Annotated in this window: 28 protein-coding genes; 19 read left to right on the top strand and 9 right to left on the bottom strand. The window is 66.3% G+C overall.

Features of this window, described 5'->3' with window-relative positions:
• Positions 1-418 precede the first annotated feature (418 nt).
• Positions 419-1,027 (bottom strand): TetR/AcrR family transcriptional regulator, encoded by a 609-nt coding sequence (locus QH276_RS27395; protein WP_280397955.1) that lies wholly within the window; start codon positions 1,025-1,027, stop codon positions 419-421.
• 62 nt (positions 1,028-1,089) lie between these two features.
• Here QH276_RS27395 and QH276_RS27390 point away from each other — a divergent pair, with 62 nt between their 5' ends.
• Positions 1,090-2,013 (top strand): oxidoreductase, encoded by a 924-nt coding sequence (locus QH276_RS27390; RefSeq protein WP_280397956.1) that lies wholly within the window; start codon positions 1,090-1,092, stop codon positions 2,011-2,013.
• Complete coding sequence (locus QH276_RS27385) at positions 2,010-2,948, top strand: NADP-dependent oxidoreductase (RefSeq protein WP_280397957.1); 939 nt, start codon at positions 2,010-2,012, stop codon at positions 2,946-2,948. Before QH276_RS27390 ends, QH276_RS27385 begins: the two co-directional genes overlap by 4 nt.
• Before the next feature lie 111 nt (positions 2,949-3,059).
• Here QH276_RS27385 and QH276_RS27380 read toward each other — a convergent pair whose 3' ends face one another.
• The 3 genes from QH276_RS27380 to QH276_RS27370 all read right to left on the bottom strand — a co-directional run bounded on the left by QH276_RS27380 (position 3,060) and on the right by QH276_RS27370 (position 5,196).
• Positions 3,060-3,578 carry a hypothetical protein gene (locus QH276_RS27380; RefSeq protein ID WP_280397958.1) on the bottom strand — a complete coding sequence of 173 codons (519 nt, stop codon included), beginning with the start codon at positions 3,576-3,578 and terminating at the stop codon, positions 3,060-3,062.
• 21 nt (positions 3,579-3,599) lie between these two features.
• On the bottom strand, positions 3,600-4,496 hold the full coding sequence (locus QH276_RS27375; protein WP_280397959.1) for an aminoglycoside phosphotransferase family protein: 897 nt from the start codon (positions 4,494-4,496) through the stop codon (positions 3,600-3,602).
• 64 nt (positions 4,497-4,560) lie between these two features.
• Positions 4,561-5,196 carry a histidine phosphatase family protein gene (locus QH276_RS27370; RefSeq protein WP_280397960.1) on the bottom strand — a complete coding sequence of 212 codons (636 nt, stop codon included), beginning with the start codon at positions 5,194-5,196 and terminating at the stop codon, positions 4,561-4,563.
• Positions 5,197-5,524: 328 nt separating this feature from the next.
• On the opposite strand from QH276_RS27370, the gene QH276_RS27365 reads away from it, so the two are divergent.
• The 4 genes from QH276_RS27365 (at position 5,525) to QH276_RS27350 (ending at position 8,520) form a co-directional block, all read left to right on the top strand.
• On the top strand, positions 5,525-6,145 hold the full coding sequence (locus QH276_RS27365) for a DUF3558 domain-containing protein (RefSeq protein ID WP_280397961.1): 621 nt from the start codon (positions 5,525-5,527) through the stop codon (positions 6,143-6,145).
• 87 nt (positions 6,146-6,232) lie between these two features.
• Positions 6,233-7,492: a hypothetical protein gene (locus tag QH276_RS27360; protein ID WP_280397962.1), complete on the top strand. Its 1,260-nt coding sequence runs from the start codon at positions 6,233-6,235 to the stop codon at positions 7,490-7,492.
• On the top strand, positions 7,489-7,851 hold the full coding sequence (locus QH276_RS27355; protein WP_280397963.1) for a hypothetical protein: 363 nt from the start codon (positions 7,489-7,491) through the stop codon (positions 7,849-7,851). Before QH276_RS27360 ends, QH276_RS27355 begins: the two co-directional genes overlap by 4 nt.
• Before the next feature lie 216 nt (positions 7,852-8,067).
• A complete protein-coding gene (locus QH276_RS27350) occupies positions 8,068-8,520 on the top strand; it encodes a hypothetical protein (RefSeq protein ID WP_280397964.1) in 453 nt (150 codons plus the stop codon).
• On the opposite strand, the gene QH276_RS35620 is transcribed toward QH276_RS27350, so the two are convergent.
• The 3 genes from QH276_RS35620 to QH276_RS27340 all read right to left on the bottom strand — a co-directional run bounded on the left by QH276_RS35620 (position 8,469) and on the right by QH276_RS27340 (position 11,977).
• Positions 8,469-8,978 (bottom strand): asparagine synthase-related protein, encoded by a 510-nt coding sequence (locus QH276_RS35620; RefSeq protein WP_432278588.1) that lies wholly within the window; start codon positions 8,976-8,978, stop codon positions 8,469-8,471. The genes QH276_RS27350 and QH276_RS35620 overlap by 52 nt on opposite strands.
• A gap of 132 nt (positions 8,979-9,110) precedes the next feature.
• Positions 9,111-9,944: an SDR family oxidoreductase gene (locus tag QH276_RS27345; RefSeq protein WP_280397965.1), complete on the bottom strand. Its 834-nt coding sequence runs from the start codon at positions 9,942-9,944 to the stop codon at positions 9,111-9,113.
• 269 nt (positions 9,945-10,213) lie between these two features.
• Complete coding sequence (locus QH276_RS27340) at positions 10,214-11,977, bottom strand: protein kinase domain-containing protein (protein ID WP_280397966.1); 1,764 nt, start codon at positions 11,975-11,977, stop codon at positions 10,214-10,216.
• Positions 11,978-12,312: 335 nt separating this feature from the next.
• Between QH276_RS27340 and QH276_RS27335 the strand changes: the two genes are divergently transcribed.
• From QH276_RS27335 to QH276_RS27310, 6 genes are all read left to right on the top strand, one after another.
• Complete coding sequence (locus QH276_RS27335; protein ID WP_280397967.1) at positions 12,313-13,215, top strand: TIGR04222 domain-containing membrane protein; 903 nt, start codon at positions 12,313-12,315, stop codon at positions 13,213-13,215.
• 426 nt (positions 13,216-13,641) lie between these two features.
• Positions 13,642-14,415: a hypothetical protein gene (locus QH276_RS27330; protein WP_280397968.1), complete on the top strand. Its 774-nt coding sequence runs from the start codon at positions 13,642-13,644 to the stop codon at positions 14,413-14,415.
• Positions 14,416-14,863: 448 nt separating this feature from the next.
• Entirely contained in the window at positions 14,864-15,799 is a 936-nt protein-coding gene (locus QH276_RS27325; protein WP_280397969.1) for an AAA domain-containing protein, read from the top strand.
• A 70-nt stretch (positions 15,800-15,869) separates the two neighbouring features.
• Complete coding sequence (locus QH276_RS27320) at positions 15,870-16,700, top strand: DUF5710 domain-containing protein (RefSeq protein WP_280397970.1); 831 nt, start codon at positions 15,870-15,872, stop codon at positions 16,698-16,700.
• A 52-nt stretch (positions 16,701-16,752) separates the two neighbouring features.
• Positions 16,753-17,220, top strand: coding sequence for an NUDIX hydrolase (locus tag QH276_RS27315; protein ID WP_280397971.1), 468 nt, complete (start codon positions 16,753-16,755; stop codon positions 17,218-17,220).
• A 182-nt stretch (positions 17,221-17,402) separates the two neighbouring features.
• Entirely contained in the window at positions 17,403-17,591 is a 189-nt protein-coding gene (locus tag QH276_RS27310) for a hypothetical protein (protein ID WP_280397972.1), read from the top strand.
• 18 nt (positions 17,592-17,609) lie between these two features.
• Here QH276_RS27310 and QH276_RS27305 read toward each other — a convergent pair whose 3' ends face one another.
• Positions 17,610-17,972, bottom strand: a complete 363-nt coding sequence (locus QH276_RS27305; protein WP_280397973.1) for a hypothetical protein — start codon at positions 17,970-17,972, stop codon at positions 17,610-17,612.
• 509 nt (positions 17,973-18,481) lie between these two features.
• On the opposite strand from QH276_RS27305, the gene QH276_RS27300 reads away from it, so the two are divergent.
• Both QH276_RS27300 and QH276_RS27295 read left to right on the top strand, forming a co-directional pair.
• Positions 18,482-19,357 (top strand): hypothetical protein, encoded by an 876-nt coding sequence (locus QH276_RS27300; RefSeq protein ID WP_280397974.1) that lies wholly within the window; start codon positions 18,482-18,484, stop codon positions 19,355-19,357.
• Between the two features lie 91 nt (positions 19,358-19,448).
• Complete coding sequence (locus tag QH276_RS27295) at positions 19,449-20,858, top strand: MFS transporter (RefSeq protein ID WP_280398008.1); 1,410 nt, start codon at positions 19,449-19,451, stop codon at positions 20,856-20,858.
• Positions 20,859-21,223: 365 nt separating this feature from the next.
• Here QH276_RS27295 and QH276_RS27290 read toward each other — a convergent pair whose 3' ends face one another.
• Entirely contained in the window at positions 21,224-21,634 is a 411-nt protein-coding gene (locus QH276_RS27290; protein ID WP_280397975.1) for a DUF6223 family protein, read from the bottom strand.
• A gap of 217 nt (positions 21,635-21,851) precedes the next feature.
• Between QH276_RS27290 and QH276_RS27285 the strand changes: the two genes are divergently transcribed.
• The 5 genes from QH276_RS27285 to QH276_RS27265 all read left to right on the top strand — a co-directional run bounded on the left by QH276_RS27285 (position 21,852) and on the right by QH276_RS27265 (position 26,066).
• The gene (locus tag QH276_RS27285; RefSeq protein WP_280397976.1) at positions 21,852-22,958 is read left to right on the top strand and encodes a sensor histidine kinase; all 1,107 of its coding nucleotides are present in this window, start codon (positions 21,852-21,854) and stop codon (positions 22,956-22,958) included.
• A complete protein-coding gene (locus QH276_RS27280) occupies positions 22,955-23,659 on the top strand; it encodes a response regulator transcription factor (protein WP_280397977.1) in 705 nt (234 codons plus the stop codon). Before QH276_RS27285 ends, QH276_RS27280 begins: the two co-directional genes overlap by 4 nt.
• 250 nt (positions 23,660-23,909) lie before the next feature.
• Positions 23,910-24,440 carry a hypothetical protein gene (locus QH276_RS27275; RefSeq protein ID WP_280397978.1) on the top strand — a complete coding sequence of 177 codons (531 nt, stop codon included), beginning with the start codon at positions 23,910-23,912 and terminating at the stop codon, positions 24,438-24,440.
• A 25-nt stretch (positions 24,441-24,465) separates the two neighbouring features.
• Entirely contained in the window at positions 24,466-25,098 is a 633-nt protein-coding gene (locus tag QH276_RS27270; RefSeq protein ID WP_280397979.1) for a nuclear transport factor 2 family protein, read from the top strand.
• The gene (locus tag QH276_RS27265) at positions 25,095-26,066 is read left to right on the top strand and encodes a sigma-70 family RNA polymerase sigma factor (protein ID WP_280397980.1); all 972 of its coding nucleotides are present in this window, start codon (positions 25,095-25,097) and stop codon (positions 26,064-26,066) included. Before QH276_RS27270 ends, QH276_RS27265 begins: the two co-directional genes overlap by 4 nt.
• The last annotated feature ends 84 nt before the right edge of the window (positions 26,067-26,150 follow it).

Genomic DNA, 26,150 nt, shown 5'->3' with positions numbered 1-26,150 from the left:
GCGTAGAACTCGGCGGTACCGTGCGTGGCCTCCCCGATCAGCACGTACCGGGCATCGCCCACCAGGTCCAGCAGGGCCTCGTCGGACGGCACCTCGCCGTCGAGCGGGGTGGCGGGGGCCGCCCCCCCCGCCGCCGCGGGTCTGGCGTTCCTTGCGCTCGTGATCATGCTGCCGGCCACACGGAGCCGTACTGCTGGACCGGCCAAGAAGTCAGCGGCGCCGGAGACTGTCTGATTCCCCCCTCGGACAGTAGGCACTCGGACTCGTTGCCGGAACCCGAAGTTGCACACAAGCGCGAACCCGACGAGACGCCGCCCGGCGCCAGGTTTCCGGTAGCCCGACCTCGCCGGACGCACTCCGAAAGGCTCGACTGAATCACACTGTCGTCACTCATGATTCACAACGGACAGATCTTTCGTCAGATACCTGCCCTCTCCGCGCTATCGTCCACATCGCCCTGCGGGAATTGCGCAACAGCCTCATCGATGAACCCACCGAGCCGGTCGGCGCTGATCATGCCGCAGTTGACGAGCCCGGCCAGCCCTTGAAGGGTGGCGAAGAAGATCAGCGCGGTCCGCTCCGGGCTCGTGCTCCGTGGGTCGCCGGCCAGGCCGCGTTGGAACACCAGCAATATCGGCGAAAAGGCGGCCTCGGCACTCTCGCTCACAGCGTCGCCACCTTCTCCGTGTTTGTGGGCGAACATCAGCTCGGCCAGGTTCGCCTCGGAAGTCACGAAGTCGAGGTAGGCCCGGGCAATCGAGTGGATCTGCGCACGATAGTCGGGCGCACCTTCGACAGCGCCCCGTAGCCGGGCGCCGAGCAGTGCGAACCCTTCGACGGCCAGTGCGTCGTGAAGCTGCTGACGGTCCGGAAAGTAGCGCCGCACAGCGGCGTGCGTAACGCCGATGGTGGCGGCCAGCTCGCGCAGCGACAGCTCCGCGGCTCCCCTCTCACGCACCACCGGCATGGCTTGCTCCAGGACGGCTTGGCGCAGGTTGCCGTGGTGGTAGGGGCGGGCAGGCGTCATGCGGGCAGTTTACCAAGTATGTATCCGTTGACTAGATAGTATCCAGTGGGTACATTGGCGATATGCTCACACTCGCCTCTCCTTCGCAGATACCGGATCAGACCGGCCGCACCGTCATCGTCACCGGCGCCGGCAGCGGAATCGGCCGTGCCGCGGCGGCCGCCCTGGCCGCCAAGGGCGCACGGCTCATCCTCGCTGTCCGAGACCAGGACAAGGGCCGTGCCGCCGCCGCCGAGATGAGCGGCACGGTCGAAGTCCGCCCGCTCGACCTCAGCTCGCTGGCATCGGTCCGGCAGTTCGCGGACGGCATCGACAGCACAGTGGACGTGCTCATCAACAACGCCGGCACCATGACCGACTCGCTACAGCACACCGCAGACGGTTTCGAACTCCAGTTCGGCGTCAACCACCTGGCGCCCTTCGCGTTGACGAACCTGCTGCTGGACCGAATCACCGACCGCGTCGTGTCCACCTCGTCGACCGCGTACCGCACCGCGCAGCTCGACTTCGACGACATGCAGTGGACACAACGCCCCTACCAGCCGTTCGGCGCCTACGGTGCGTCGAAGTTGTCGGTCCTGCTGTTCACTGCCGAACTACAACACCGCCTGAACGCGGTCGGTTCGCCGGTTATCGCGACCACCGCGCATCCTGGTTGGGCCGCCACCGGCTTCCGGATTACCAGCGGAAACCGGCTTCTCGACGCCCTGTCGGCCCTCTTCACACCCATGCTCGCCCAGAGTTCCGACGCCGGTGCGCTTCCCACCCTGCTGGCGGCCGTCGGCGACATTCCCGGCGGCAGTTTCGCCGGCCCGAGCCGCTTCGGCGGTGTACGCGGACCGGCCACGGTGGGCCGGATATCCCCCGTGGCCGAGGATCCGGACGCCGCCACGCGGCTCTGGCACGTCTCCGAACACCTCACCGGCACGCGTTTCCCCTTCGCCTCGCCGACGCCCGCCCCGGCAACAGACGCCGCGGGCGCATGACGATGCAGCGCATCCAGTACCACCGGTACGGCGGACCCGAGGTGTTGCGGCTGGACAACTTCGAGCCCCGGCGGCCGGGGCCACACGAGGTGCTTGTGCGCGTGCGCGCCGCATCGGCCAACCCGATGGACTGGAAGATCCGCGGCGGCGCGATGGAGATGGTGACCGGCCGCGCCTTCCCACGTGGATTCGGCACGGACTTCGCGGGCGTGGTGGAAGCGGTCGGAACCGATGTTGCTCGACTGCGGGTCGGCGACGAGGTACTGGGCGGCACGAGCCCCGAAGGGGCCGGGTCTTTCTCCGAGGTGGTCGTCGCCGCGGAAAGCGGGGTGGTCCACAAGCCCGCAAGCCTCTCCTTCGAACAGGCCGCAGCCATCCCGACAGTCGGCATCACCGCCTACCAAGCGATAGTCCGCGAAGGCAAGCTGAACGAGGGACAGGCTGTGTTCATCCACGGCTGTCTCGGCGGCGTCGGCCGGGCCGCGGTCCAATTCGCGCTGTCCCGAGGGGCGTCGGTCGCCGGTAGCTGCCGCCCCACCGCAATGGCGGAAGCCCGCGCCTTGGGCATCGACCCGATAATGGGATTCGACTTCGACCCCGAGAGCGTGGCGGGACGGTTCGACCTCGTCCTCGACACCGCAGGCACGTTGCCGACGGAGGCGACGATAATGCTCACCGAGCGCACCGGACACCTGATCGACATCAACCCGAGCCCATCGAAGTTCGCCCGCAGTGCGGAACCCGGGCCGTACCGATTGATGATCGCCCAACCTTTCACCGCCGACCTCGACGCCGTCGCACATGCCGCTGGGCTGGGGACGCTCCACGTGCCGATCGCCCGAACGGTGCCACTGACCGAGGCGATCCCGGCGCTCACGGAACTCGAACTTCACCACTTCCCGCGGGGCGGCAAACTCGTTGCTGTCACCGAGTGACCTGACCGCTATCCGGCCCCTCTCCCCTGCGCCGGGGTCATCGGGTTGGGGGCGTTCGTCGGGACCCGAAGGCACAGATAGCAGAGATGACGTATACGAATCGGGCCGCGTTCAGCAATCCAGCCGGTACCGCACATAGTCCTGGTGGGCCGCACCGACGTGAATGCTGTTCTGATCGAGACCGTTGGTGATGTGCAACTGTCGGTCAGCGAAGGCGAACTCCACGGCAACCGTGCCCCTGGCCAGGTCACGGCCCGCTGGATGCCACTCGAGCAGGGCGACTTCACGCAACTCGTGACCGACGAACTGCCCGAGCCGCTCGTCGGCGAAGGACCATTCGGGTGTCAGCTCGGACGTCTCCCAGCCGGTGATCGCCGCCGCGGTGTCGATCGTGTTCCAGCCGATCGATAGTTCATCGAGCTTCCAGTGACAGATCTCCACCCGCATGCCCTCGAACTCCAAGACGACCGGGCAGTCGGCGAACCAGTCCCCGTCCTCGGCGAAACGCACGAGCGCGAACCCGGTGAGACGCCGCCCGGCGAGCGCCGCCAAGCCTGAGCCATGTTCCCGGCGGATCGCTTCGATCCCGGCCAGGAACGACGGATCGAAACCAGAGATGCCCATTCTCACGAGTCCGATTCTCCCCGTTCGTCACACGCCCTTCAGAACACGCTCGAGTGCCGCCCGGCCGGCAGGTCCCCAGTGCGCCTTTCCGCCCGGAAGACCCCGATCTCCGTTCTGCCCCATGAGCATCAGAAACAGACTTTTCATGGCCGCCAGCCCGCGGGCCCGCTGGACCGCCGCCTCATCCGCGTGCGCGTACATGTCGAAGAACCGCGCGGCCTCGCCCGCGGGCAGCAGCACCCAGGCGGCGGCGAGGTCCCACGCCGGGTCACCGGCGAACAGGTCACCGAAATCGACTATGCCCGAGAGCGTTCCATCCGAGACGACGACGTTCGCGGGATGCAGGTCGCCGTGCACCCACACCGGTGGACCCTCCCAGGCATCGGCGGCGACGGCATCGTGCCAGACCGCCCGGACATCAGTAGCGAGGTCGGCAGGGGCGACGGCTTGGCAGAATGCCTCGAAGCCGTCCGTGCAGTCACCGAGATGGGTGCCGCGGTCGGTAGCGATCGGCGCCTCGGCGGGTGCGGGAACATGGAGTGCCCGTAGGAATGCTGCCAGCGTATCGGCCGCATGGGTGCCGCGGCTGATCGTGGCGTGGTCGAGCGGTTCGCCGGGAACCCATGTCATCACGGTCCAGTGTTTGGGGAAACGCTCGGACGGTTCACCGAATCGCACCGGGGTCGGCACCGGCAGTGGCAGGTGCGGGGCCAGCACGGGGAGCCACCGTCGCTCCTTCAGCTGCAAGTCCGGGGTGGGGTCCATGCGCTGCATACGTACGGCCAACTCGTCCCCGAGGCGCCACATCTGGTTGCCCCAGCCACCCGCAACCTCGCGGATGGACAGCCCCGCGAGGTCGGGATGTTGCGCCCGCAGCAGGTCACGGACCAGGTCCGCGGTGATCTCCAGCTCGGTGCCGGTCATGCGGTGTCACTGTACTGAGGCGGTGTGGTGGCCTGACTACGGGATGGACGGTGATCGTGATCGGTCAGTTCTTATCGGTTTTCAGATGGCTGGTGTCTGCGAGGGCGACCAGTGCGCGGTTGCGCCAGTAGTCGTCGAGGCGTAGATGGGTGATCGCACCGGGTGTTGTCGCGAAGGAGGCGAATCCCACCGCATCGACGGGGATCTGCATCCAGCTGGTCACCACGAACGTCAGCGCGTATCCGTGGGTGACCACGATGTGATCGTGACCGATATCGGTCATCAAGGTACTGATGCAGGCACCGACCCGGGTTGCTACCTCGCGCCGTGTCTCGGCACCAGCGATAGGGCCGCGATGGTCGAGGCGGTCATGGTCCGGCGCGGGGATCTGCCGCTGGGCGAGCCACTCGTTCGGCCGGCCTTCGGCTTCGCCGAAGCTGATCTCACGCAGGCGCGGATCCGCCGAAACCGGGGCAGCGAGGACTGTGGCGAGAATTCCGGCGGTTTCGGCGCATCGGGACAGGTCGGATGTGGTGATGCGGATCGGTCGCAGTGGGTCGCGGCGGCGGCGGAGTTCCTCGGCGATCAGGTGTGCGTCGCGCCGTCCGGGCGGCGTCAGGTGCGAGTCGTACCAACCGCCGACCAGGTCGGTTTCGGTGTGGTCGGCATGCGGGTGGCTCACCACATAGAGATTCTGCATATTCCCTCGTTGGATCTGGTTTGTCGGCAGGCCCGCGACGCCGGCATCCGCCCGGCACCTCGCCCCAGCCGGCGGTCGGCAACCGTGGCAGGTGTTCATATCCAGGTGGATTCACACCGCCCGCATCGGCTTCGAGCGTCACTTCGGCTCGATAATCGGCAGCCGCTCCCCCACCCCACTCGTCGAACGCACAACTCGGAGCACCGAACCTCTACATCGAGGGTTCCGCGCGACCGATTCAGCGGAATTGTGCCATCATTACCGACTGCTGGTGACTGTCTGTACCCGAGGGGGGCGGACGATAATCTCGATGTTCGGGGGTTCGACGATGAGGACGATTTTCGCTGCCGGTTGCCTGGTGATGGGTGCGCTGGTACTGACGGCGTGTTCTGGTGGTTCTGTGGACCAGGAAGCAACGACGGAGGCTTCGTCGCCGACAGCGGCTGCGGGAACGAGCGTCTCCGTGCAGGTCAGTGTCCCGCCCGCACCGGCACAGACCGGCGCGAAACAGGTCCGGTTCGACCCGTGTGTGAGCGTGGGCGACGATCCGGTGGCCAGGGCCGGATTCGCCCCGGAGACCCGCGAAAGAGCCACCGCTGAAGGTGTCGGCATCTTCACCGAAATCGGCTGCCAGTTCTGGCGCGAAACCCTGGTCGACGGCGAGAAGCTTCCCACCGGCGCGGTATCTGTGACATCGAGCGACTTGACTCTCGACGATATCCGGAAGAACCCCGGTCACGAGGTTTTCAGCTCGGACCCGATCGGTGGGCGCGCGGCGGTGCTGTATCGAACTCCGGCGAATCCCGGCGCCTGCTCGGCAGCCGTCGAATCAACCGACGGGATCTTCCGGGTGGGCATCATGACACTGCCGGCGGTACCGGCTCCCCCACCCTGCGATGAGATCCGTCGGATCACCGAGATTCTGAGCGAATCACTCGGCACCAACTGAAACCTGGAACCCGGCCGCGATCTGTCCGCCCGATCCGATGGCCAGGGCCTGCAGGCAACGTAGAACGAACGGAATCAGAGGATATCGATGACCGAGACGTTATCGGCAAATTCCAGCGAGATCGCCGGCCTGGGTGTTCTCCTCGCCTCCATCGGTGCCGACGTCCAAGCGACGTCGGATTTCGTGGCGAAGGAAGGTAGAGCGGCAGAGTGGCTGCACGGGCCGATCATCGACACGCTCGTGGCCCCGATCAACGACGCGGCCGACTGGATGTCTCAGCGGCACCGGGTGCTTGCCGAGACCACGACCGGCAGCGGGACGGAACTCAACAAAGCCGCCTGGATGTATCACCACCAGGATCAGAGAACCTATGCGGCACTGAATGCGGCCACCGAGTCAGCCGCTCCGGGAAACGACAGCACCGAGGAGATCGGCGTCACCGCGCAATACGCAGGTGCCGTCAGCTATCCGAAACCGGAGTCGTTCAAACTCGAGGCGCCGGCTGCGAACAAGGAGGAGCTCGCCGGTCTCATCGCCGAGGTTTTCCCGGTGCTCGGTAACGTGAACGAGTCCATCAAGAGCATTACGCGCGCAGCGGGAACCGAATACGACCCGTTGGTCAAATGCCTGGAGCCGATACCCGGAAACTGGTCCGAAATCCGCAGGCTAGGCGAGGTGTACAAAGCGGCCGGCAATGGAATCGAAGCATGCGGCAAAAACCTCGAATCCGGGGTGAAGCGGATCGACGGAAGCACAAACGGCCAACCCAATTGGGACGGCGCGGCCGCCGTATCGTTTCACGACTGGGCCACCAAGCAGATCGCGGCGATGAAATGGGAAGGACCGGTCGGCCGGGTCGTCAGTGACTGTGCGGGGGAAGTCTCCGACATGATCAGGGACGGCATCCGCATCATCCTCGAGAAACTCTGGGGGATGCTCAACAAGTACGTCGACTTCGACGACATCAAAGGAGCCCTCAAGTCGGTCGCGAACATCCTTTCCGCGGCGGTACCCGGGCTCGGAGCCGCTCGTATCGCCAAACTGGTCGTAGATATCGGTCTCCTCGTCAACGCCGCGATCGACGTGGTAGGCAAGATCAAAGAACTCGCCGACGCATTCAAGAAACTCCTCGACATCATCAAAGATCCGGTTGGCCAGCTGAGAGAGAACGCGAAACAAAAGCTCGAGGAGGCCGTCGCGCCCGTCACCAGCAAGATCGACGACGCGACCCGTGCCGTGGCCGTCGGCCAGGATATTGCACAGATCGCGGATTACGGCGCCACCACCAATCGGCCCACCCAGTCCTACGACGTAGGCTCCGGCACCGCACCCTGGGAGAACGCGTGAGCAAACCACAATGGGGCAGCATGCGGGAACCCGATATCGATCCCGCGGTCGACGCGATCGCCCGCAAGGTCATGGATGCGGTAGACAATCTGCGTACGGCCACGATCCGCTTGGCCAGGCTGGACGTCGAGCAACTTTTCGACGGACCCACCGAGGTCACGGAGGAATTCATTTCCATTGTCGCCGGGATGGACACAGCGTCCCCGGCGCTCAAGGAATACGCCGAGCGAGTCGCCAGCGAAGAACTCCCCGCAGTTCACCTGGACGTGGACTCCCGAACCACCACAAACACCCACACCACCACCGACGCCCACCTGGCCGTCACCCCAGACTCCGACCCGGCGTCCGAGAACGGGTGAAACCGTCGTCGGACCCAGCGACTGGCCTGATGATTTCGACGAATATCCCGGCGAGCAGCGGTGGCGCTGAGATGAACGCTGTTTGTATTCGATTGCCGTATCGGCCGGCGTATTCCCGGTCGAATCCGAGGAGCTGACATGGGGCGGCCTGGCCGGATGGTCGGCCCTATGTCACTGGTGTGGACACTGGGTGTCCCGGTAGCTGCAGTGGCGTTCATGGCCGGCGCGTTGAATCTGGGTGCCGTTATCGCCCGGGCGATCGGTTCACCGGTCGCCATGGCGCTGTTTCTACCGGCGAGCGCGTTGGTGGGCATCGGGGCGTGGATGTTTGTGCTGGCCGCGGCATGGCGACTACGCCGTAGCTATCTGCTGCGCACCGGGGATGCGATAACTGCGGCGGTGGTCGATTCCGAACTACAACGCAAGCACAGTCGTGCGCCGTTCGGATTCGACCTGTGGCGAGTCCGCGTGGAAGTCCATTTCCTGCACCCGGATACGGGCGGTGACTCCCGGATACAGAAACAATTCTTCTATTTTCAGTACCAAGAGACAAAGGCACGCGCTCTGATCGAACAGTTGCATCCCGGCGCCTCGGTTCCAGTCGTTGTCCGCCGAAACTACGCCATGTTCGATATCCCCAAGCGCCCGGTCTGGGCGGATATCTGGTAAACCCGACCCTCTGGGTCGGCTTCAGGGCAATTGACCCGACGGACCAGGCGCGGCCTGCGATCGTTGTGACGGTATCCGTACACATACGCTCCCGGCTCGGGAAGCGACAGCGAAGATGGCCCTCCGAAGACGTGGTCTCCACCGTGGCCCGTCAGATGCACTCGCGGACCGCGGGCCGACGCCAGTCGCGCGAGCGCACCGACACGGCGTCTGCCGACAATCAGCGGTGAAGGCTCGTTCAACCAGGTCGGCCCGTCCCACAGCCCGGCATAGGTGAGCGGTAACTCGGAACTCGGCAGAACTATGTGTTCCACCTGTGGTAGATGCCGTGCCGCCCGGAGCGCCCGCTCGAGGTCCTCGTTGGCGGAATCACGCCCCTGCGCGGTCACGGCCGTGACCTGCGCGGAGCCCGCGGCTGCGAGGAAGCTGATGCCCCGGACTGGCCGGGGCCTTTCCATCCGATTGCGGCCTTGGTCATGGCATCGCTCAGGCCGGGAAATGGTTCGGCCGGTCAGATAGGACCGGTGCGGCCAGCACACTACCGTAGGCCAGCACAGGAGTGGGCCGATTGCATTCCACGGACCGGCACCTCACCGGAAAGCGTCGATATTCTCCTCGGCCCACTGCGTGAAGGTCCTGGCCACTGAATCGGTCACCCTCGGGACCGTGTCGCGCACCTGCAGCAGAGCGTCGTTGACGTCGCCGCCGGTCACGTCCAGGACGGCGTCGGCGGCGTCTTCGCCGAAGACCGCGACCATGCTCGGGCGGGCATCCTCCCGGGTGATCTCGGTGAACTCGATGTCCTGGTTCAGCAGCCCGGCGATGGTTGCGACCTGTTGACGCGCACTGACCGGTGCGGGACCGGTCAGTGCATACCGTTGCCCCCGGTGGCCAGGCTCGGTCAGCGCGACCCGGGCCACCGACGCAACGTCAGCGGGGTGAATGGTGGGCAGCCCGATGTCGGCATAGGGCACTTGAACGGGTTGACCCGTTTGGATAGTCGATGCCCACATCAGGGCATTGGATGCGAACTGCGTCGGCCGCAGGATTGTCCACTCCATTCCGCTGGCCTCGAGGAGCTTCTCGACTGCCGCGTTGTCGGCAGCGGGACCGAGGTGGGGGTGGGTCTCCACGGTGATCGACGACACCAGCACCACATGCTCGACACCGGCCCGGCGAGCGAGGTCGATGATCTCGGCATCCGTTCCGAGTCCCGGCACGAGAAACATCGACCGCACCCCGTCCAGCGCGGCCGTCAGCGAGGAGACGTCGGCCAGGTCGCCCTGGACTGCCTCGACTCCAGCCGGAAAGGCGGCTCCAGCGGTGTCCCGGGTGAATGCCCTGATCGGCCCGGAGCCGGACGCGCGCAACTCCTTCAGCAACGAGCGTCCGATATTGCCGGTGGCTCCCGTGACCAGAAACATGAGCATGTCCTCTCGCATGGTAATCAACTGACGCCCACGCTAAGACCTCAACTTAAGTAGAGGTCAAGAGGGAGCGGAAAGTGATGGCGTAGCGGGTATTCCACGGGGTCTGCACTGGTCGAACCGTCCGATCGGTACCGCAGAGAAAATATCGATCGACTCGGCGGCGCGGGCAATGTCGTCAGCGGTCGCATTTGCCGGGGACAGGCCGGGGAGGCGAGCACGCGGCGCCACGCCGAGTACACGCTCTGGAGGAAACGGTTGCGCAGTCAGCCCTGGATGTCGATGCCGTTGAAGACGAGGTTGCTCAGTCGTTCACTTCGGCCGTCGTAGTCCAGGGGTAGGAGACTGTCGATGACCTTCATCCCCTCGTCGGAGATTGTGCCGAACACCGTGTATTCCGGATTGAGTTGTCCGTCGGCGAAGAACAAGTCGAAAGTAGCGCCGAAGAAGGAAAGACTACCCATAACCAGATAGCCGCGACGGTACTGCAACTCGATGAAGGCCTCGGAATCCAGATCGTAACCAGGGCTTTCACTGTTGCCGCACGCAATCCACTCCACGCGCCCTCCGCCGCAGCGGACTCCGTCGAACTCGCCCTGCTCGACCAGGCTGATGAAACTGTTGACCGTGCAAGGCGCCAGTGAGCGGTCGAGAAGTAGCGGGATCGCTCCCGCATTGGTGTTGATCGTCGCCCGGACGGTGCCTTTGGAAGAAACCGGGCCATCGTCCGGGCGCTTCACCCTGGGTTCCTTGCCGTCCGGTTTGTACCGGCAGTAGACCGGATCGGGTAACGGAGTCGGGCGTACAGGCGGCGGCACGAAACCGGCTGGGATCTGTGTCGGTTGAGGAGTGGTCGGCTGCGGAGGTGGCTGCTGCGCAGTGGAGTCACCATCGCTGTGTATGAGGCCGGGGAGATAAATCGCCGCAGCGACCACCATCGTCACCACCGCGAAGATCACCGCGGCGCCCGAGGCGACTTTCCGCCGACCGGCCGCCCCGGCCCTCCAATTGTGTGAACTCCTCTGCGGGTTCCGTCTGGGGCTCGGTAAACCGGAGGCCAATGGAGAGTCGCGAGAAGGTGCGGTGGTTGCGTCAGGTGGATATGGAGGTGGCGCGGTGTGAGCATGCGCTGACGCCGGTGCTGGACCCCCGGCTGCCGACCCGGGTTCCACGATGCCGGCCGCGACCGACGGTGTGCCCGCGAGCGCCGCGCGGGCCGCTGCGGCAAGTTCACCACAGGAGCGATACCTGTCGGCGGGTCGTTTGGCCAGCGCGGTGGCGATGACCACATCGAGCGCGGCCGGCAGATCCGGGCGTAACACGCTGGGACGCGGCGGTGGTTCGTTCAGGTGGGCGGCCATCACGGCGGCGTGCGTATCACGGGGAAACGGTCGCTGCCCCGTGAGCAGGTGATGCAGTGTGCAGCCGAGGGAGTAGACATCGGTGCGGCGCTCGGAGGGCTGAGCGAGAAATCGCTCGGGTGCCGCGTAGGCGAAGGTTACGGCCAGCGTGGACGCCGTCACCGATTCGTCGAGTGCACGGGCGATGCCGAAATCGGTGAGTATAGCCCGGCACTGCCGGCGTGGGTCGGGCCCGATCAGCAGATTGGCCGGTTTCACATCGCGGTGCAGGACGCCGGCGGCGTGGGCGGCATCCAACGCGTGCGCGGCGTCGGCGATCAGTTCCACCGCCAGATCCGGGGCCAGACCGTCCGGGTCCGCGGCGAGCAGGGCGTTGGCGTCCCCGCCGCTGATGTACTGCATCGACAGCCACAGATCGGGATCGCCGGGGTCGCTGCGATCGTAGACGGCAACGATATTGGGATGGTCGAAGCGTGCCGCCAGCGCTACTTCCCGCTCGAAGGCGATACGTGCTTTCGGATCGGCGGCCAAGGCATCGTTGAGGACTTTCAGCGCCACATGACGTTCCAGCCGCGGATGGCGAGCAAGATACACCACGCCCATCCCGCCGGACCCGAGAGGTCGATCGATGACGAACCCGCTGAACTCATCCCCCGACTGCAAAACCACCTCGGCTCCTGAGGTTTTGGGCGTCTCGCACACCCGCGCCGATCGAATACCTATGTGCCATCAGCGAATATAACCTACGTGGTCGCCGACCGCGCCGCTCCGGCGCCGGGCGCGGTGAGGCCCGAGAGAGGTTCCACTCCGTGCGAAACCGCGCGCCCCCGGGTTCGGGACAACCCACGTGGTCGCGGGCAGAAGCACCGGACACCGACCGCCGGAGATACCGTGCCCCGTCGATGCTCGTGCGATAACACTCCGAAGTCTGCCCGGGATAACCGGCATGAGTGACGAAGCGACCTGTGCGCGTGGGCAACACGGCCGCGGGAGCCGGGCGGAAGATGATTCGGAGGACTAGAGTGCCTACTGCCGAACTGTCGGAAGCGGTCCCGAGCCACTACGCCCTTGGTACAGGGAACCCAGCCGACGACTTCCTGTGGCTCATTGTGCCGATGACGGCATTCGCTGTGGGGCTGGCCTTCTGGCTGCTGCGCCGGGTACCACCTGCCGCTGCCGAACCGCCGGGCAGGCAGCTGACCGTGTACGAGATGGCACTGTTGTACGGCGAGGAGCGTGCCGTACTGGCCGCGGTGATGCTGTTGCGCGCCAAGACATTGATCGGCTCGGACGGATTGCCCTCGCGTCGGTGCAGTGTTGCCGAGCACGCACAGTTCGACCCGCTCACCGGAGCGGTGTTCAACTACCTGCACATGCCAGGGCAGACCATCGACAAGCTGACGTGGATGGTGCACGGGCAGCTGACCCAACTCCGGGAAGAGCTGACACAGCGCGGGTATCTGGCCGACGGCCGTGCCCAGCGGAAGGCTCGCAGAGCACTGATTCCGCTGTGGGTCGCGACCCTGCTCAGCACCGTCATGGTTGTTGCCGCTTATCCCGACGACGGCGTCTACCACAATCTCTACCCACTCGTGCCGCTCCTCAGCTTTTACGGCACTCGGTTTATGAGCCGAAGGCTGCGGGTTACTCTCACATCGCTGGGCACAGCGGTCCGGCAGCGCGCAAGACACGAACTGCGCCATCTCCGACCGCAACATCAGCGGTGGGCGGAGGGGGCAGAGCCATATGAACAGTACGGGCCGGAGGGAGCCGCCATGGCCGCTGCCGTGTTCGGAGTCCCAGCATTGCGGACACTCGATTGGAGGCTGGCAGCGCAGGTCAAAGCGTCGAATAGTGCTTCCCGCTCGGACGGCCAGGGTGGGGACGGCGGTGACGGCGGCGAATAGTCCTGGTTCGCGGCCGTGCCGGAGACCGCGATACCGATGGCCGCGCCGACCTCCCGCGAGGCATTGTTGACCGCCGAGGCGACCCCGTGCTTCTCCGGGGGCGTGCCGTTGATGATGGCGGCGGTCGCGGGGGCGGTGCACAGCGGTGTCCAAGTGCATCTCAACGTATGGATCACGCGGCGATCCGGCCATGCGGCAGGTGGTCGAGCCGACCATGGCGCCGATCACTCCGCCGATGATTCCGAACGGGCCGGCCCATGAACCGAGGCACACCACGGCCACCCACGCCGGGGCCGCTCCGCTGCAGCTCAACACGAGGCAAAATTTTCCGTCCCCAGTCGTGCGGGCGTACTCGAGTTGTCCAAGATTGGGGTCCCCAGCGCGTTCCGGTCCCCATCCGGATCGCCACACACCTCAGGAGGTCCGATGTCCCAGCCCGGGCAGCCCGGTCCGCTGCCGGAGGCCGGCCGGCCCATGCCGCAGCAGATGCTCACACCCCCCGGGCAGCCGTATCCACCGCAGGGACACTGGGCGCCCATGCCCGGGCAGCAACCGTATACTCCCGGCCCGCAATGGGCCCCACCTCCACCACCGCGCTCGAATCGCGGCGGAGTCATCGCACTCGTCCTGGTACTCGTCCTCGTCGTACTCGGCGGTGGTGGTGCCGGCGCCTACTTCCTGTTCGCCGCCGGAAGCTCCGATGACGATCCGGTGGTCGACACCTCCCGGGACCTGGCCGAGGCCCCGATGGGATGCGGATTGTTCACAGAGGCCGAGATCGCGCCGTTGATACCCGGACGGTTCACCACGGAACCGACGGCCATCTTCGGCGGCAACAAGGAATACGAGAACTCCGCGCAGTGCATGTACTCCAATCAGGACACCGCCCCCGACAGCCTGCCCACCGCCTTCCTCTCTGTCACCACCCGGCTCCACAAGGCCAACCCCCGCGAGTCCGGACTCGACAAAGCAGTCGACGATCTGCGCCGTAAGACGGGCTCGCCCGCCGGAGTCCCCGGAGCCGATGACGACAAGTTCCGGGAAATCGAGAGCAGCAGGAACCGAATCATCGCGGCCGAAATGTCAGTCCGATACCGCAACGTCGTCATCACCCTCCACTACACCCACTACGCCCTCGGCGAGAACCAGTTCACCCAGCCACTACTGGCCCTCTCCGCGCTGGGGCTGGAGAAGCTGTGACCGCGACTCCGGCAGCTACGATCGCGCTACTCATGTCCGATCGACTGCCGGACGCGGTCGCCCTCCCCACTACGCGCGGGAGAATGGCTCGTCGCGAGCCCTGCGGCCGACAAGGAGCTGGCCCGGCAACGAACACCGCCCGAATTCGTCGTGGTAGCCGAGAGAACCGCTGGGAGCATCTACACTCGTTGAGGCGCAACACCTTTCAGGTGTCGCGACGTGTCGATTCGGAGCGGGTTCAGGGGTGGAAATGGCAGCAAGAGTGGGAGGCTCGGCTCCGCCGGCGAAGCCAGGATCTGTAGTTATGCCGGAAGCCGAGCAGCGCAGCGGCCGGCGGTGATCCGGTGGCCGAATCCGAACCAGCCCCTTTTCCCGGTCCCGGATCTCCTGCGAGCGGTGCGCGCCGAACTCCGCAGCACTGAACGACAACGCCGGCTCGGGCGACAAGGTGGCACTCCATGACGGCCGGCGGCTGGGAACCAACGAGTACGTGTTCAGCTGCAAGGCGTGGAAGCAGTCGCTCTCCGGTAAAGACCTGCTGATCAAGCGAGCTCGTACGCGAACTGCCCGAACCGCCTGGGAGAAGGCTGAAGCCGCACCGATGCCGGGCGGCAGTATCCGCGTGGTGACGGAGGCCGATCTCGGCGCGACGATTCCCTCCGCGACCTTGATCGAAGATGACACGGTCGGCCTGGAGAAACTTGCCGAACGGCTGGAGCAAACGAGTGAACCGAACGATTCCTTTCACGCGGCGACCGCGGGCCGGCTCGTCGGCCTCGGTTCGCCGCACATCGACCGTTGTGCCGGACCCGAGCAGTTCCTACCCGGTTACCGCGACAGGACTCCCAACCTCCGCCAGCGTCGCGCCGTCGAGCAGGCCTTGGCCAGTGAGGCAACATTCATCTGGGGCCCGCCCGGCACAGGCAAAACCGAGGTAGTGGGCTGCATAGTCGAAGGCTGCTACCGGCAAGGACTGAACATATTGTTCGTCGCGCCGACGAACGTCGCGGTCGATCAGGCGCTGCGGCGTATCTGCGATCTTCTGTGCAAGGAGGAGCAGTTCGACACCGGTATTGTTCAGCGCAAGGGCGAGATCTCGGTCGAATCACTGACCCGGCAGTATGGCGACAGAATCGTGCCCGAACTCATCGCGGAACGTCTGTCGGTAGAGCTCGATGAGCAGATCACCGGCCTCCGAGTACGAATGGACGCGGTAGGCGCCGATATCGCGGCACACGAGCAGGCCGAAGCTCTTGCCGAGACGCTTTCGGCCCTGCGAGATAGGCATATCCGGCTGGAACAGGCAGTGGCTCAGCTCGAAGCGGCTGGGCAAGCAGCCCAGGACACGGTCAACTGGCTGGAAAGAGGCCGGATATTTCTATGAGGGCACTCGGCTGGATTCCGATACCTGCCGGCTTCTCAACGTCGCACTGAGCCGGGCCCAAGACCACTTGGTGGTCGTTGCCAACGTGGATTTCCTCCGGTCGAAGCTCGTATCGGAAAGCCCGGCAATGCGGATGCTCGACCAGCTCGAAGCCGAGGCACAACGGCTGTCAGTGGATGATCTGATCCCCATCAGATCAGCCGCCGATCTGGCGAATCTCGATGAAGAACAACTGGCTCGGCCCGTCTTCTTCCCCGCGGACGAGGTCGACCGGGCGATCGAATGGGATGTTCAGGCAGCCCGCAAAAGCATAGAAATCTATTGCGCATTCCTGAATCCGGCACCGGTCCGGCGCTGGGCGAAGCAGTTCTCGGCTCGCATCGCCGAATCGATTCGAGTCACCGTCTACACTCGACGCCACGATGACGATCCCAGGGCCGCGCAACTTGCCGACGAACTGAAATCCTTCGGGTGCGAAGTGATCGAGCGGGAACGTATGCACGAGAAAGTGATGATCGTGGACGACACCGTTCTCTGGCACGGCTCCCTGAACCTGCTCGCCAGCCGAGGCCCGACGGATCTGATGATGCGGATAACAGATCCGGCCTCCTGCGCACGAGTGCGCCATATCGTCGATCGGGCACGGATGGAACGACCGGCACGGAAGCCGTATACGCGACAGTCCTCGACAAACTCGCCGGAGAAGGCACCCGCCGCGGGCGCGGACATCAAGCCTGGCGGCGTGGTCGGCGGTCGAAGGTATCTGGAAGTTCCCTACGCCGAGAAGGACGAAGCGAAGGAAGCGGTGCGGGCGAAATTCGATTGGGATCTCAAACTATGGCACGTCGATGCCAGTATCGCGATCGATAGCATCGCCCGATGGTTGCCGCCCACCGGGTAATCGACCTCAGCCCGCACGAACTCGACGCCGTATTGGACATTAGGTTCAGTGAATGAGCTTCAGACTCGCGGCATACGCCGTCTGCCTCGAACGGGGCCGGGTGTTGCTCGCTCGTCATGTCGCCGGAAACGGCGAGACTACCTGGACACTTCCAGGCGGTGGGGTCCAGCATGCGGAGGATCCCTTCGATGCGGTGACCCGAGAGCTCACTGAGGAGACCGGCTATGACGGGGTCGTCGAGCGCCTGCTGGGCGTGGATTCGAGGGTGATACCCGCCGCCGTTGCTCGTGCGGGAGTCGAGCATCAGAATGTCGGGGTCTACTACCGCGTCCGCATCACCGGCGGCCGGCTTCGGGCCGAACCGAACGGGGAAACCGTCGAGCCGACCTGGACTCCGCTCGGCGAGGTGGCCTCTCTACGTCGGTCATCGCTTGTCGATACCGGATTGACTCTGGCGCAGACACTTCCGGCGACCGGTCACATCACGCTCACTCCGGTCGGCGGATTGATCCAGCACTGAGGCACGCCCGAGAGCTGGGCAGCCGACACTTTCGCATCTCGAGTGTGCGCGATACCCAGTGGACGAGCCTCGGCGAGTGTGCCGTCGACGAGAACCGACATATCAGGTTGTCGACAGCGGAGATTCGTTCCCTGATAGGACGCAATTTCACCCAGTACGTAGCCTCGATGCCACGGTGCGCAATGAAGTCGGTGCTCAACGACGACCGCGAGGCGCTTCTGATGGTCCGGCACCAGTGGATCATCGACACCGCAGTCGGTGTGTATCGGGCGCTGCTGGAGGACCGCGGGTCGGTGGCCGGCCGCACGCCCGAATCGGCCGGACTTCGTTCACCGAATGGCTCGACGCCACCTACCCCGTCAAAGGGCTGACCCCGCGGCCCCGTTCGATCAGCAGTTCTGCGGGGCCCGCCAGGCGTCCTGGGCGTAGGTGGTCGAGCCGACCATGGCGCCGATCACGCCGCCGATGATCCCGAACGGGATGGCTCCGACAAAGAAGACGGGAATACCCGCGATCGCGCCGCTCCCGGTCCCGAGCAGGGCGCCCAGGCCGGCCCGGAGTTCGATGGAGTCACCGGGCGCCATGCACGCCGCGACAGGCGCCGCCCCCTCGGGCCCCGGAGCAGCGGGGGCCGGTACCGGCGCGGGCGCCGGGGCGGGCCCGGCCGCGGCGACGCCCCCGGAACCGACAATGAGCAGCGGGGCAACGACGCTGCCGAGCACGGTGCGGGTCAATATCTGTGAACTTTGCACGGTAGATCCCTGATCAGTCGAAAAACGCAGTGTGCGACCTGAGTAGTCAGATCTGCGACCATAATGTCGTATCGGCCGGGGTAATGCTCACTTTCGGTATCTCGGCGGAGCTAGCCGGAAACCGTGCTCGCCGGTGATCCGGCCCACTCCGCCTGCCTCCTGCACAGGTATAAACCGGTTTCCGTCCTCCCCCATTGGCTCGAGGGAGTTGCCGGCCGACTCTCGAATCGGCCGGCTGCGCTCGGTGCTTGCGGCGTGGGCGAGGTGGATCGCTGCGACGGCCGGCCGGCGGTCTCCTGGTTCTCCGGCCTCCCTTGGGCCACACAGCACTACCGGACGGGGCGGCCCGAAGCCCCAGAGCCCGATATCCGGCGTCGGGCGGTGCGGCGAGCACGCGAAGGAGACTGCGCGGTGCGCGCATCGAGCAAGCCACAATCGACACTTGCATATACCCCCTGGGGGTATTACATTTCCTCCTGTCGAACCGAGAAGGACCCAGGAGGCCCGCCGTGAATGCCACCACCCACCACACCGCCCACGCCCATCCCGCAGCGAACGTTCATGCCGCGCACACCCACCACACAGCAGACCCCCACGCCCATCACGCGGCGGACGCTCATGCCCACCACACCCCGGACACCCACGCCGCACACGCCGGCGCGGTTCCGGGGGGATTGCAGATCACCGAGGCCGGTTACACGCTCGAACTCGAAACCCCGATCGTCGACGCCGGTCACATCGATTTCCGGTTCCGGATCCTCGGCCCGGACGGCGCGGCGGTCACCGATTTCACCGCCATCCACGAGCGTGAGCTCCACCTGATCGTGGCGCGCCGGGAACTGACCGGCTTCCAGCATGTGCACCCGGTCCGCGACGAGCACGGCACCTGGTCGATTCGCCTCGAGGTGACCGAACCCGGCGCCTATCGGGTATTCACCGATATCGCACCCCGGGCGCTCGGACGCACCCTCACCCTCGGTGCCGACCTCGCCGTCGCGGGCCGGTACGCGCCCCGTCCCACCCCCGCCCCGGAGCGCACCGTCACGGTCGACGATTACCAGGTCACCGTCGCGGGCGATCCGGTCCCCGGCGAGGGCCGCGTCCTGACCTTCACCATCCACAAGGACGGCACGCCGGTCACCGATCTCGACCCCCACCTCGGCGCGTACGGGCACCTGGTCGTATTGCGCGCCGGCGACCTCGCCTACGTCCACGTCCACCCCAGCGGCGAACCCGGGGACGGGATCACCCCGGCCGGGCCGGGTATCGACTTCCACACCGTGGTGCCCGGACCCGGAACATACCGGTTGTTCCTCGATTTCCGGCACCACGGAGTCGTGCGCACCGCGGCATTCACCCTGAACGCAGCACCGGCCGGCCACTGACCCGAAACCCTCCGGCGATCGCCGGAGGCACCGGCCGACCGCTCTCTCTCGATACCCTACCCGGGTAGAGTAAATAGGATTTGTCATGACAATGCAGACTCGCCCCACGACACGAAAGTGGTGGGCCCTGGCGGTGATCGCCGCCGCTCAGTTCATGGTCATCATGGACACCTCGATCATCGGGATCGCGCTCCCGCGTATGCAGGCCGATCTCGGCTTCTCCCCGGAAAACCTGACCTGGGTGTTCAACGCCTACGTCATCGCGTTCGGTGGACTGTTGCTGCTGGGCGGGCGGATGTCCGATCTGCTGGGCGCCCGCCGGATATTCGCCACCGGCTGGGTGGTCCTGCTCGCGGGATCGGTCGTCGCGGGCGCGGCGGGCACCGTAGCAGTCGAATTGGCCGGGCGGGCCGTACAAGGTGCCGGCGCGGCACTGATCGCACCGTCGGCGCTCACCCTGCTGATGACGCTCTTCGGTTCCTCCCCACACGAATTGACCAAGGCGCTGGCCGTGTACGGCGCCGCGGCACCGGCCGGGGGCACCGCCGGCGTGTTTCTCGGTGGCGTGCTCACCGAATACATCAGCTGGCCGTGGGTTTTCTACATCAATATCCCGATCGCGCTCCTGGCACTGATCGCGGTTCCGGTCCTGATGCCCAGCGCACCGGCCCGTCCGGGGTCGGTGGACCTGCTCGGCGCGGCCACCGCCACCGCGGGTCTCGCCACCGCCGTGTACGGCATCGTCCGCGCACCGGAGGCCGGCTGGGGCTCGGTGCAGACCTGGGTAGTACTCGGCGCCGCCGCCGCGCTGCTCGCCGGTTTCGTGTCCCTGCAGGCCCGCCGCCGCGAACCGCTGATGCCGCTGAGTATCTTCCGTGCTCCCGGCCTGGCGGCGGCCAACCTCGCACAGCTACTGCTGGGTGCGGCGTGGGTGCCCATGTGGTTCTTCCTGAACCTGTACCTGCAGCAGGTCCTCGGCTACAGCGCCTTCCCGTCCGGCGCGGCACTGCTCCCGATGACCACCTTGATCATGCTCGGCATGGTTGTGCTCGCGCCCCGGGCGATGCAGCGCTTCGGCGCCAAACCGATGATCGTGACCGGCCTGGCCGTTCTCGGTCTCGGATTGGGCATCATGTCGCTGGTCCGGCCGACCGGCAGCTTCTGGATCGACGTCCTGCCCGCCTCACTGGTCGCCGCAGGCGGAATGTCGCTGGCCTTCATCCCCTCGCTGGGCACCGCCATCAGCGCGGCACGGCCGGAGGAAGGCGGCCTGGCCTCGGGCATCGTCAATGTCAGCTACCAGATCGGCTCCGCGCTCGGCCTCGCCGCGATGACCGCGCTGGCCGCCGCGTCCGGCGCCGACCAGCTCACCGATCTGCCGCAACTCACCGACGGCTACTCGGCGGCCTTCCTGGGAGCGGGCGCGATAGCGCTGGTGGGCGCCGGATTGACTGCCGCCACCATGGCGTCACCGGCGAAAACCACCTCGACCATCAGCTGACAGTTCCGGTCCCCGCCGTCGCTGTCGACCTCGGCACGGGAGTAGTCGGCATCGACAGCACCACAGCGGGCGGGTCCTCCACGGAGGGCCCGCCCGAATCGCGCGGCCGGTCCGCAGAACCGAGACACCGTGGCGGCGCGAAGCTCCTGGAGAACCCCGATGGTCACCTCACTGTTTGCCCACCGCGACTTCTCACCTCCCCGATCTCGGCGCTGTTCGGCACCGGATTGACGACCGCGGCACTGGAACTGCTCCCTACGAACCGGCCGGAGCCGATTCGGCGGCTGTTCTCGGTCTCCCGCTCACCATCATTATGGTCGTGCACGTCACGGTCGCGCCCGTCGTGGGCGCTGGATGCCGTGATCTCAGCCGGTGTGGCGGCGGGAGCGAGCCAGCGCGAGGGCGCCGAGGATGGTGCCGGCCAGTCCGAGCATCACCGCGATAACGGCGGCGACTATGCCGTTGCCGGTACCCGGCCCGCCGTCGGCGGTGGCAGCGAACAGCCCTCCGGCGACCACGCTGATCAGACCCGTCACCACGGCCACGACAGCCGCCGTCGGCCCGGCGCCGCTGCGCCTTCCGGAGCTGGTCAGCGCCCGGGCACCGCTGATCACGCCGATCAGTCCCAGCAGCGCGGTCAAACTGGGACCCACCCGACCGGAAGTCATACCCGTGACGGCCGGTTCGGCCGAAGCATGGGCGGCGGCCGGTAGCGCGAGTACGAGAGCAGCGGACGAGGTGGCTGCCACGGTGGTGAGCAGGTGACGGACGGACATGGTGTGCTCCTCGGTGGAGTCGATGGGACTCGTCCGATCATGCGGGGTGACCGCACCGCCGGACATCGTGCGGCGGTAGACAATGCGCGCTGCCACCGGTGCGGTAGCCGGGCGCTCGGACTGCACCGCGGACCAGCGGATGTACTGCGGGTGCAGTAGGCCCCGGATCCTCCGTGCGCGGGATTCGCACCCGCGAGATTCCGAATAGGGTGCACGCATGAGCCGGAGAACCATCAGCGACTGGGCGATCGCCGGCGCAGTGGCGGCGATTCTGGTGTTCGCCGGGCTCTCCGAGCAGCACTCCGTCACGCGGCTCGAGCCCTGGGGTTATCTCCTACTGGCAGCGAGTGGTCTCGTCTTGGCCGCACGGCACCGGGCTCCGGACGCGGTCTTGGCTGGGACCGGGCTCTGCGCACTGGGCTACCAGGCCACCGGATTCGATGTGCCGGCCGTCGCGTTCCTCATCGCGGTCTACACCGCGGTCCGGGCCGGGCGCCGGGTCACCGCCGCGCTGGCGGCGGTGATTCTGGTGGCCGCGCTGCCACTCGCCGCGCTGGTCTCGGTGCACGACCTGGGCGATGCGTTCGCGCAGGCCCGCGGCGCCCTCGAGCTGGCTTGGCTGATCGCGGCGGCGGCCGCGGGTGAGGCGCTGCGCCAGGCCGAGCGGCGGGCCGACGAGGCCGAACGGACCCGGGAGGAGACGGCGCGGCGGCGCGCCGACGAAGAGCGGTTGCATATCGCGCGGGAGCTGCACGATTCGCTCACCCATCAGATTTCGGTGATCAAGGTGCAGTCCGAGGCCGCCGTCCATGTGGCCCGCAAACGCGGCGAGGAGGTTCCGGAGGCCCTGCTGGCGATCCGGGAGGCCGGCCGGGAAGCCGCCCGGGAGCTACGCGCGACCCTGGAAGCTCTGCGCGATGATCGCGCAAACCGGCCGCACGGCCTCGCCGAGGTCCCCGACCTGGTCGGGCGGGCTCGCGCGACCGGTCTGGCCGCGACCCTGACGATCGACGGGCGGCACCGGGATCTGCCGGCCACGGTGGATCGGACCGGCTACCGCATCGTGCAGGAATCACTGACCAATATCGCCCGGCACGCCGCCGCCGAATCGGCCTGGGTGCGAATCGAATACCGGCCCGACGCACTGGTGATCCGCGTGGACGACAACGGCAGGGCGGCACCCGGCACCACGCCGGCTCCCGGCGTCGGGCTGCTCGGGATGCGTGAGCGGGTCGCCGCGCTCGGTGGCAGCCTGCGGGCGGGTCCGCGCAGCGAGGGAGGTTTCCGCGTCCTGGCCGAACTCCCCGTGGAGCACACCGCATGATCCGGGTCATCCTGATCGACGACCAGCCGCTGATCCGCAGTGGCTTCCGGGCGCTGCTCGACTTGGAAGACGATATCGAGGTGGTGGCCGAGGCCGGCGACGGGAGCGCGGGCCTGGCAGCCGTCCGGCAGTACCGGCCCGATATCGCGCTCGTCGACATCCAGATGCCGGTCGTCGACGGTATCGAGACCACCCGGCGTATCGCCGCGGACCCGGCGTTGACCGGCGTGCATGTGGTCGTGCTGACCAATTACGGGCTGGACGAGTACGTCTACGAGGCGCTGCGCGCCGGTGCGGCCGGGTTCCTGGTCAAAGACGTCCATCCGGACGACTTCCTGCATTCCATCCGGGTCGCCGCCCGGGGCGACGCGCTGCTCGCACCGTCGATCACCCGCCGACTCATCGACCGCTACGTCACCCGGCCGCCGCTGAGCCCGGATACTCGGGCCGGGCTGCGGGAGCTGACCAATCGGGAACGCGAAGCCGTAGCCCTGGTCGCGCAGGGCCTGTCCAACGACCAGATCGCCGATCACATGGTGATCAGCCCGCTGACCGCGAAAACCCATATCAATCGGGCCATGACGAAACTGCACGCCCGCGACCGGGCCCAGCTCGTCGTCCTCGCCTACGAATCCGGCCTGGTGCATCCGCGCGGCAGCGAGCCCGCGGAGGACGAGCGGCGCCGGTCTCAGCGCGATTGACGCGATCCATCATGCGCACTGAACTCTCCCACCAGGGGTAAAACGCGGGAGTTCCGGGCCGAACGCAACAGAGCGATGAGTTTTGCCGACATCGACGCTCTACCGGAAGGAAGGGTTGGAACCTCACACAGGAGCACATCGTGGAACCAGTTCGTACATATGCGGTCACCGCCGCGACGGGGCACGTCGAATCGGAGGTCTGATCGAGGGTCATGCCAACATCGAGGCTCAGCTCAATACAGTGCCAGGATTGAACCTCGTCCATCTGCAACCGCCGAGCTACTTCGAGATTTTCTACTACTTCCTGCAACCGCTGCGGAACGAACGAGTCCTGCGCACACCGCTGGGCACGGACACCGCACTGCAACTTGTCGCGGCGCGCGATGTTGCTGCGACAGCCGCACAACTTCTCGGCGATCTCCGGTTCAGGGGAACCAGCATTTTCCCGGTCCACCCGATACGTGCGATCACACTGCGTGAAATCGGTGACCTTCTCACCGAGAATCTGGGAGAGCAGGTCGAGGTCGAGCAGATCAGCGCGGAAGCCGATATCGATGAACTGATATCGGCCGGCACCGGACGAAGTTTCGCGACACTACTCAACGAAACCTGGGCCCTGGCAACCGCAACGGGCCGAGCACCGCAGACAGGCCCTCGGCCGGCGACAGCGGCCGAGTACCGGATCGAAGACTTCATTCGAGACGAGCTGGTACCAGCGATCCGGAACGACCTGCCCATCACGGACTATTCCGCGGCGATACGCCCCCGACGCACTGCGTGAGCGGTGCCGACCAGAGGAGTTCGATATGAACAGAACAGTTGTCGTGCAGTACCGGACCCGGGACGAGGCGACGGCCGAGAATCGGCACCTGATCGAGGCGGTGTTCGCACAACTGCATCGTGAGCGGCCTGCCGGAGTGGAGTACACCGCCTACCAGCTCGACAACGGACCGGAATTCGTGCACGCCGCGACCTCCAGCGCCGCGGCGGCCCTGCCCGGTCTCGATTCATTCGTACAGTTCCAGCGCGATATCGGAGCGCGGGTGCTGGGCAAGCCGGAGGTCCGCGAGGCCGCGGTCATCGGTTCCTATCGTCCGGTCGCGACAGGCGTCGCAGTCGCGGTCGATTTCGTCGAGGCGTTCGGCAAGCGGGACATGTCCACGGTGGCGGACCTGCTGCACGAGAACGTCGTGTTCGAAAGCCCGCGCACCCGGCTCACCGGCGCCCCGGCGGTGCTGGCGGCCATCACCGAGTTCTCCCGGGCGGTGACCGGAGTCGACATCCTCGACGCCTTCGGAGACGAGGAACGCGCGCTTGTCTGCTATGACATGCACACCGGCCCCTTCGGAACTCTGCGCACCGTGGACCACATCGTCCTGCAGGGTGGCCGGGTCTTTGCGGACACCGTGGTCTTCGACACCAGCCGGGTCACCCCGTGACGCAGACGCAGCAGCCTTTCGAGGTTGCCGCCGACCGATATCGAGGGGAACTGTTCGGATACTGCTATCGCATGCTCGGCTCGCCACACGACGCCGAGGACGCGGTGCAGGAGACGTATTTGCGGGCGTGGCGCGGGTACGACGGGTTCGAGGGCCGTGCTTCGGTGCGCACCTGGCTGTACCGGATCGCTACCAGAGTCTGTTTGCAGGCGTTACAACACCGAACCCGTCGGGCGCTGCCCTCCGGCCTGGGAGGTCCGGCCACCGACCCGCTCGGCCCGCTGGAACCGCATCTTTCCGAAACCGCCTGGGTCGAGCCCGTTTCCGATGCCGAGCTGGATCCTGCGGCTGTCACCGAGGCTCGCCACACCACCCGGCTGGCGTTCGTCGCCGCACTGCAGCACCTGCCGGGGCGGCAGCGGGCTGTGCTGGTCCTGCGGGATGTGTTGGTGTTTCGCGCCGATGAAGTCGCCGACCTCCTGGACACCACGACCGCCGCGGTCAACAGCGCATTGCAGCGTGCCCGCTCCCAGCTGGCCAAGTCAGCGCCGCTGGGCTACGACCTCGCCGAACCTGCGGACCCGCTGCGCCACACGCTGCTGGAGCGTTATACCGAGGCATTCGAGAATGCCGATATCGATGGGCTGTTGCGGATCTTGGCCGAGGACGCCGTACTGGAGATGCCGCCCATACCGGCCTGGTTTTGTGGGCGCGACAACATCGCACAGTTCCTCCGTACCAGGCTCACCGGGCCCGGCGCGCTACGGCTGGTGCCGACCTCCGCGAACGGCCAAGCTGCCTACGGCCTGTACCAGCGCGGGCACGACGGCGTGCATCAAGCCCACGCCCTGCAACTGCTGACCATCGCGCCGGCGGGGGTGGCACGGATCGACATGATTCACGATGCGACGCTGTTCCCTCGCTTCGGACTGCCCTCCTCGGCACCGGGTAAGGACTCGGTCGACTAGTAGCTACTGCGCCATGTGGGGGGCCACTGCCTGATCGGGTGACGCGCCCTGACCGGCCCGAGCACCACGACATGCGGAGTCGTT

The organism is Nocardia carnea (assembly GCF_029869215.1).
Taxonomy (GTDB): Bacteria; Actinomycetota; Actinomycetes; order Mycobacteriales; family Mycobacteriaceae; genus Nocardia; species Nocardia carnea_B.
Note: the sequence above shows the minus strand (reverse complement) of the source record. Positions and strands in the feature narration are given on the sequence as shown.

Bases quoted from the DNA above. Each gene is read 5' to 3' on its own strand.
- QH276_RS27395 (WP_280397955.1), bottom strand. From the start codon at position 1,027: ATGACGCCTGCCCGCCCCTACCACCACGGCAACCTGCGCCAAGCCGTC.
- QH276_RS27390 (WP_280397956.1), top strand. From the start codon at position 1,090: ATGCTCACACTCGCCTCTCCTTCGCAGATACCGGATCAGACCGGCCGC.
- QH276_RS27385 (WP_280397957.1), top strand. From the start codon at position 2,010: ATGACGATGCAGCGCATCCAGTACCACCGGTACGGCGGACCCGAGGTG.
- QH276_RS27375 (WP_280397959.1), bottom strand. From the start codon at position 4,496: ATGACCGGCACCGAGCTGGAGATCACCGCGGACCTGGTCCGTGACCTG.
- QH276_RS27370 (WP_280397960.1), bottom strand. From the start codon at position 5,196: ATGCAGAATCTCTATGTGGTGAGCCACCCGCATGCCGACCACACCGAA.
- QH276_RS27365 (WP_280397961.1), top strand. From the start codon at position 5,525: ATGAGGACGATTTTCGCTGCCGGTTGCCTGGTGATGGGTGCGCTGGTA.
- QH276_RS27360 (WP_280397962.1), top strand. From the start codon at position 6,233: ATGACCGAGACGTTATCGGCAAATTCCAGCGAGATCGCCGGCCTGGGT.
- QH276_RS27350 (WP_280397964.1), top strand. From the start codon at position 8,068: ATGGCCGGCGCGTTGAATCTGGGTGCCGTTATCGCCCGGGCGATCGGT.
- QH276_RS35620 (WP_432278588.1), bottom strand. From the start codon at position 8,978: ATGGAAAGGCCCCGGCCAGTCCGGGGCATCAGCTTCCTCGCAGCCGCG.
- QH276_RS27345 (WP_280397965.1), bottom strand. From the start codon at position 9,944: ATGTTTCTGGTCACGGGAGCCACCGGCAATATCGGACGCTCGTTGCTG.
- QH276_RS27335 (WP_280397967.1), top strand. From the start codon at position 12,313: ATGATTCGGAGGACTAGAGTGCCTACTGCCGAACTGTCGGAAGCGGTC.
- QH276_RS27330 (WP_280397968.1), top strand. From the start codon at position 13,642: ATGTCCCAGCCCGGGCAGCCCGGTCCGCTGCCGGAGGCCGGCCGGCCC.
- QH276_RS27315 (WP_280397971.1), top strand. From the start codon at position 16,753: ATGAGCTTCAGACTCGCGGCATACGCCGTCTGCCTCGAACGGGGCCGG.
- QH276_RS27310 (WP_280397972.1), top strand. From the start codon at position 17,403: ATGAAGTCGGTGCTCAACGACGACCGCGAGGCGCTTCTGATGGTCCGG.
- QH276_RS27295 (WP_280398008.1), top strand. From the start codon at position 19,449: ATGCAGACTCGCCCCACGACACGAAAGTGGTGGGCCCTGGCGGTGATC.
- QH276_RS27290 (WP_280397975.1), bottom strand. From the start codon at position 21,634: ATGTCCGTCCGTCACCTGCTCACCACCGTGGCAGCCACCTCGTCCGCT.
- QH276_RS27285 (WP_280397976.1), top strand. From the start codon at position 21,852: ATGAGCCGGAGAACCATCAGCGACTGGGCGATCGCCGGCGCAGTGGCG.
- QH276_RS27280 (WP_280397977.1), top strand. From the start codon at position 22,955: ATGATCCGGGTCATCCTGATCGACGACCAGCCGCTGATCCGCAGTGGC.
- QH276_RS27270 (WP_280397979.1), top strand. From the start codon at position 24,466: ATGAACAGAACAGTTGTCGTGCAGTACCGGACCCGGGACGAGGCGACG.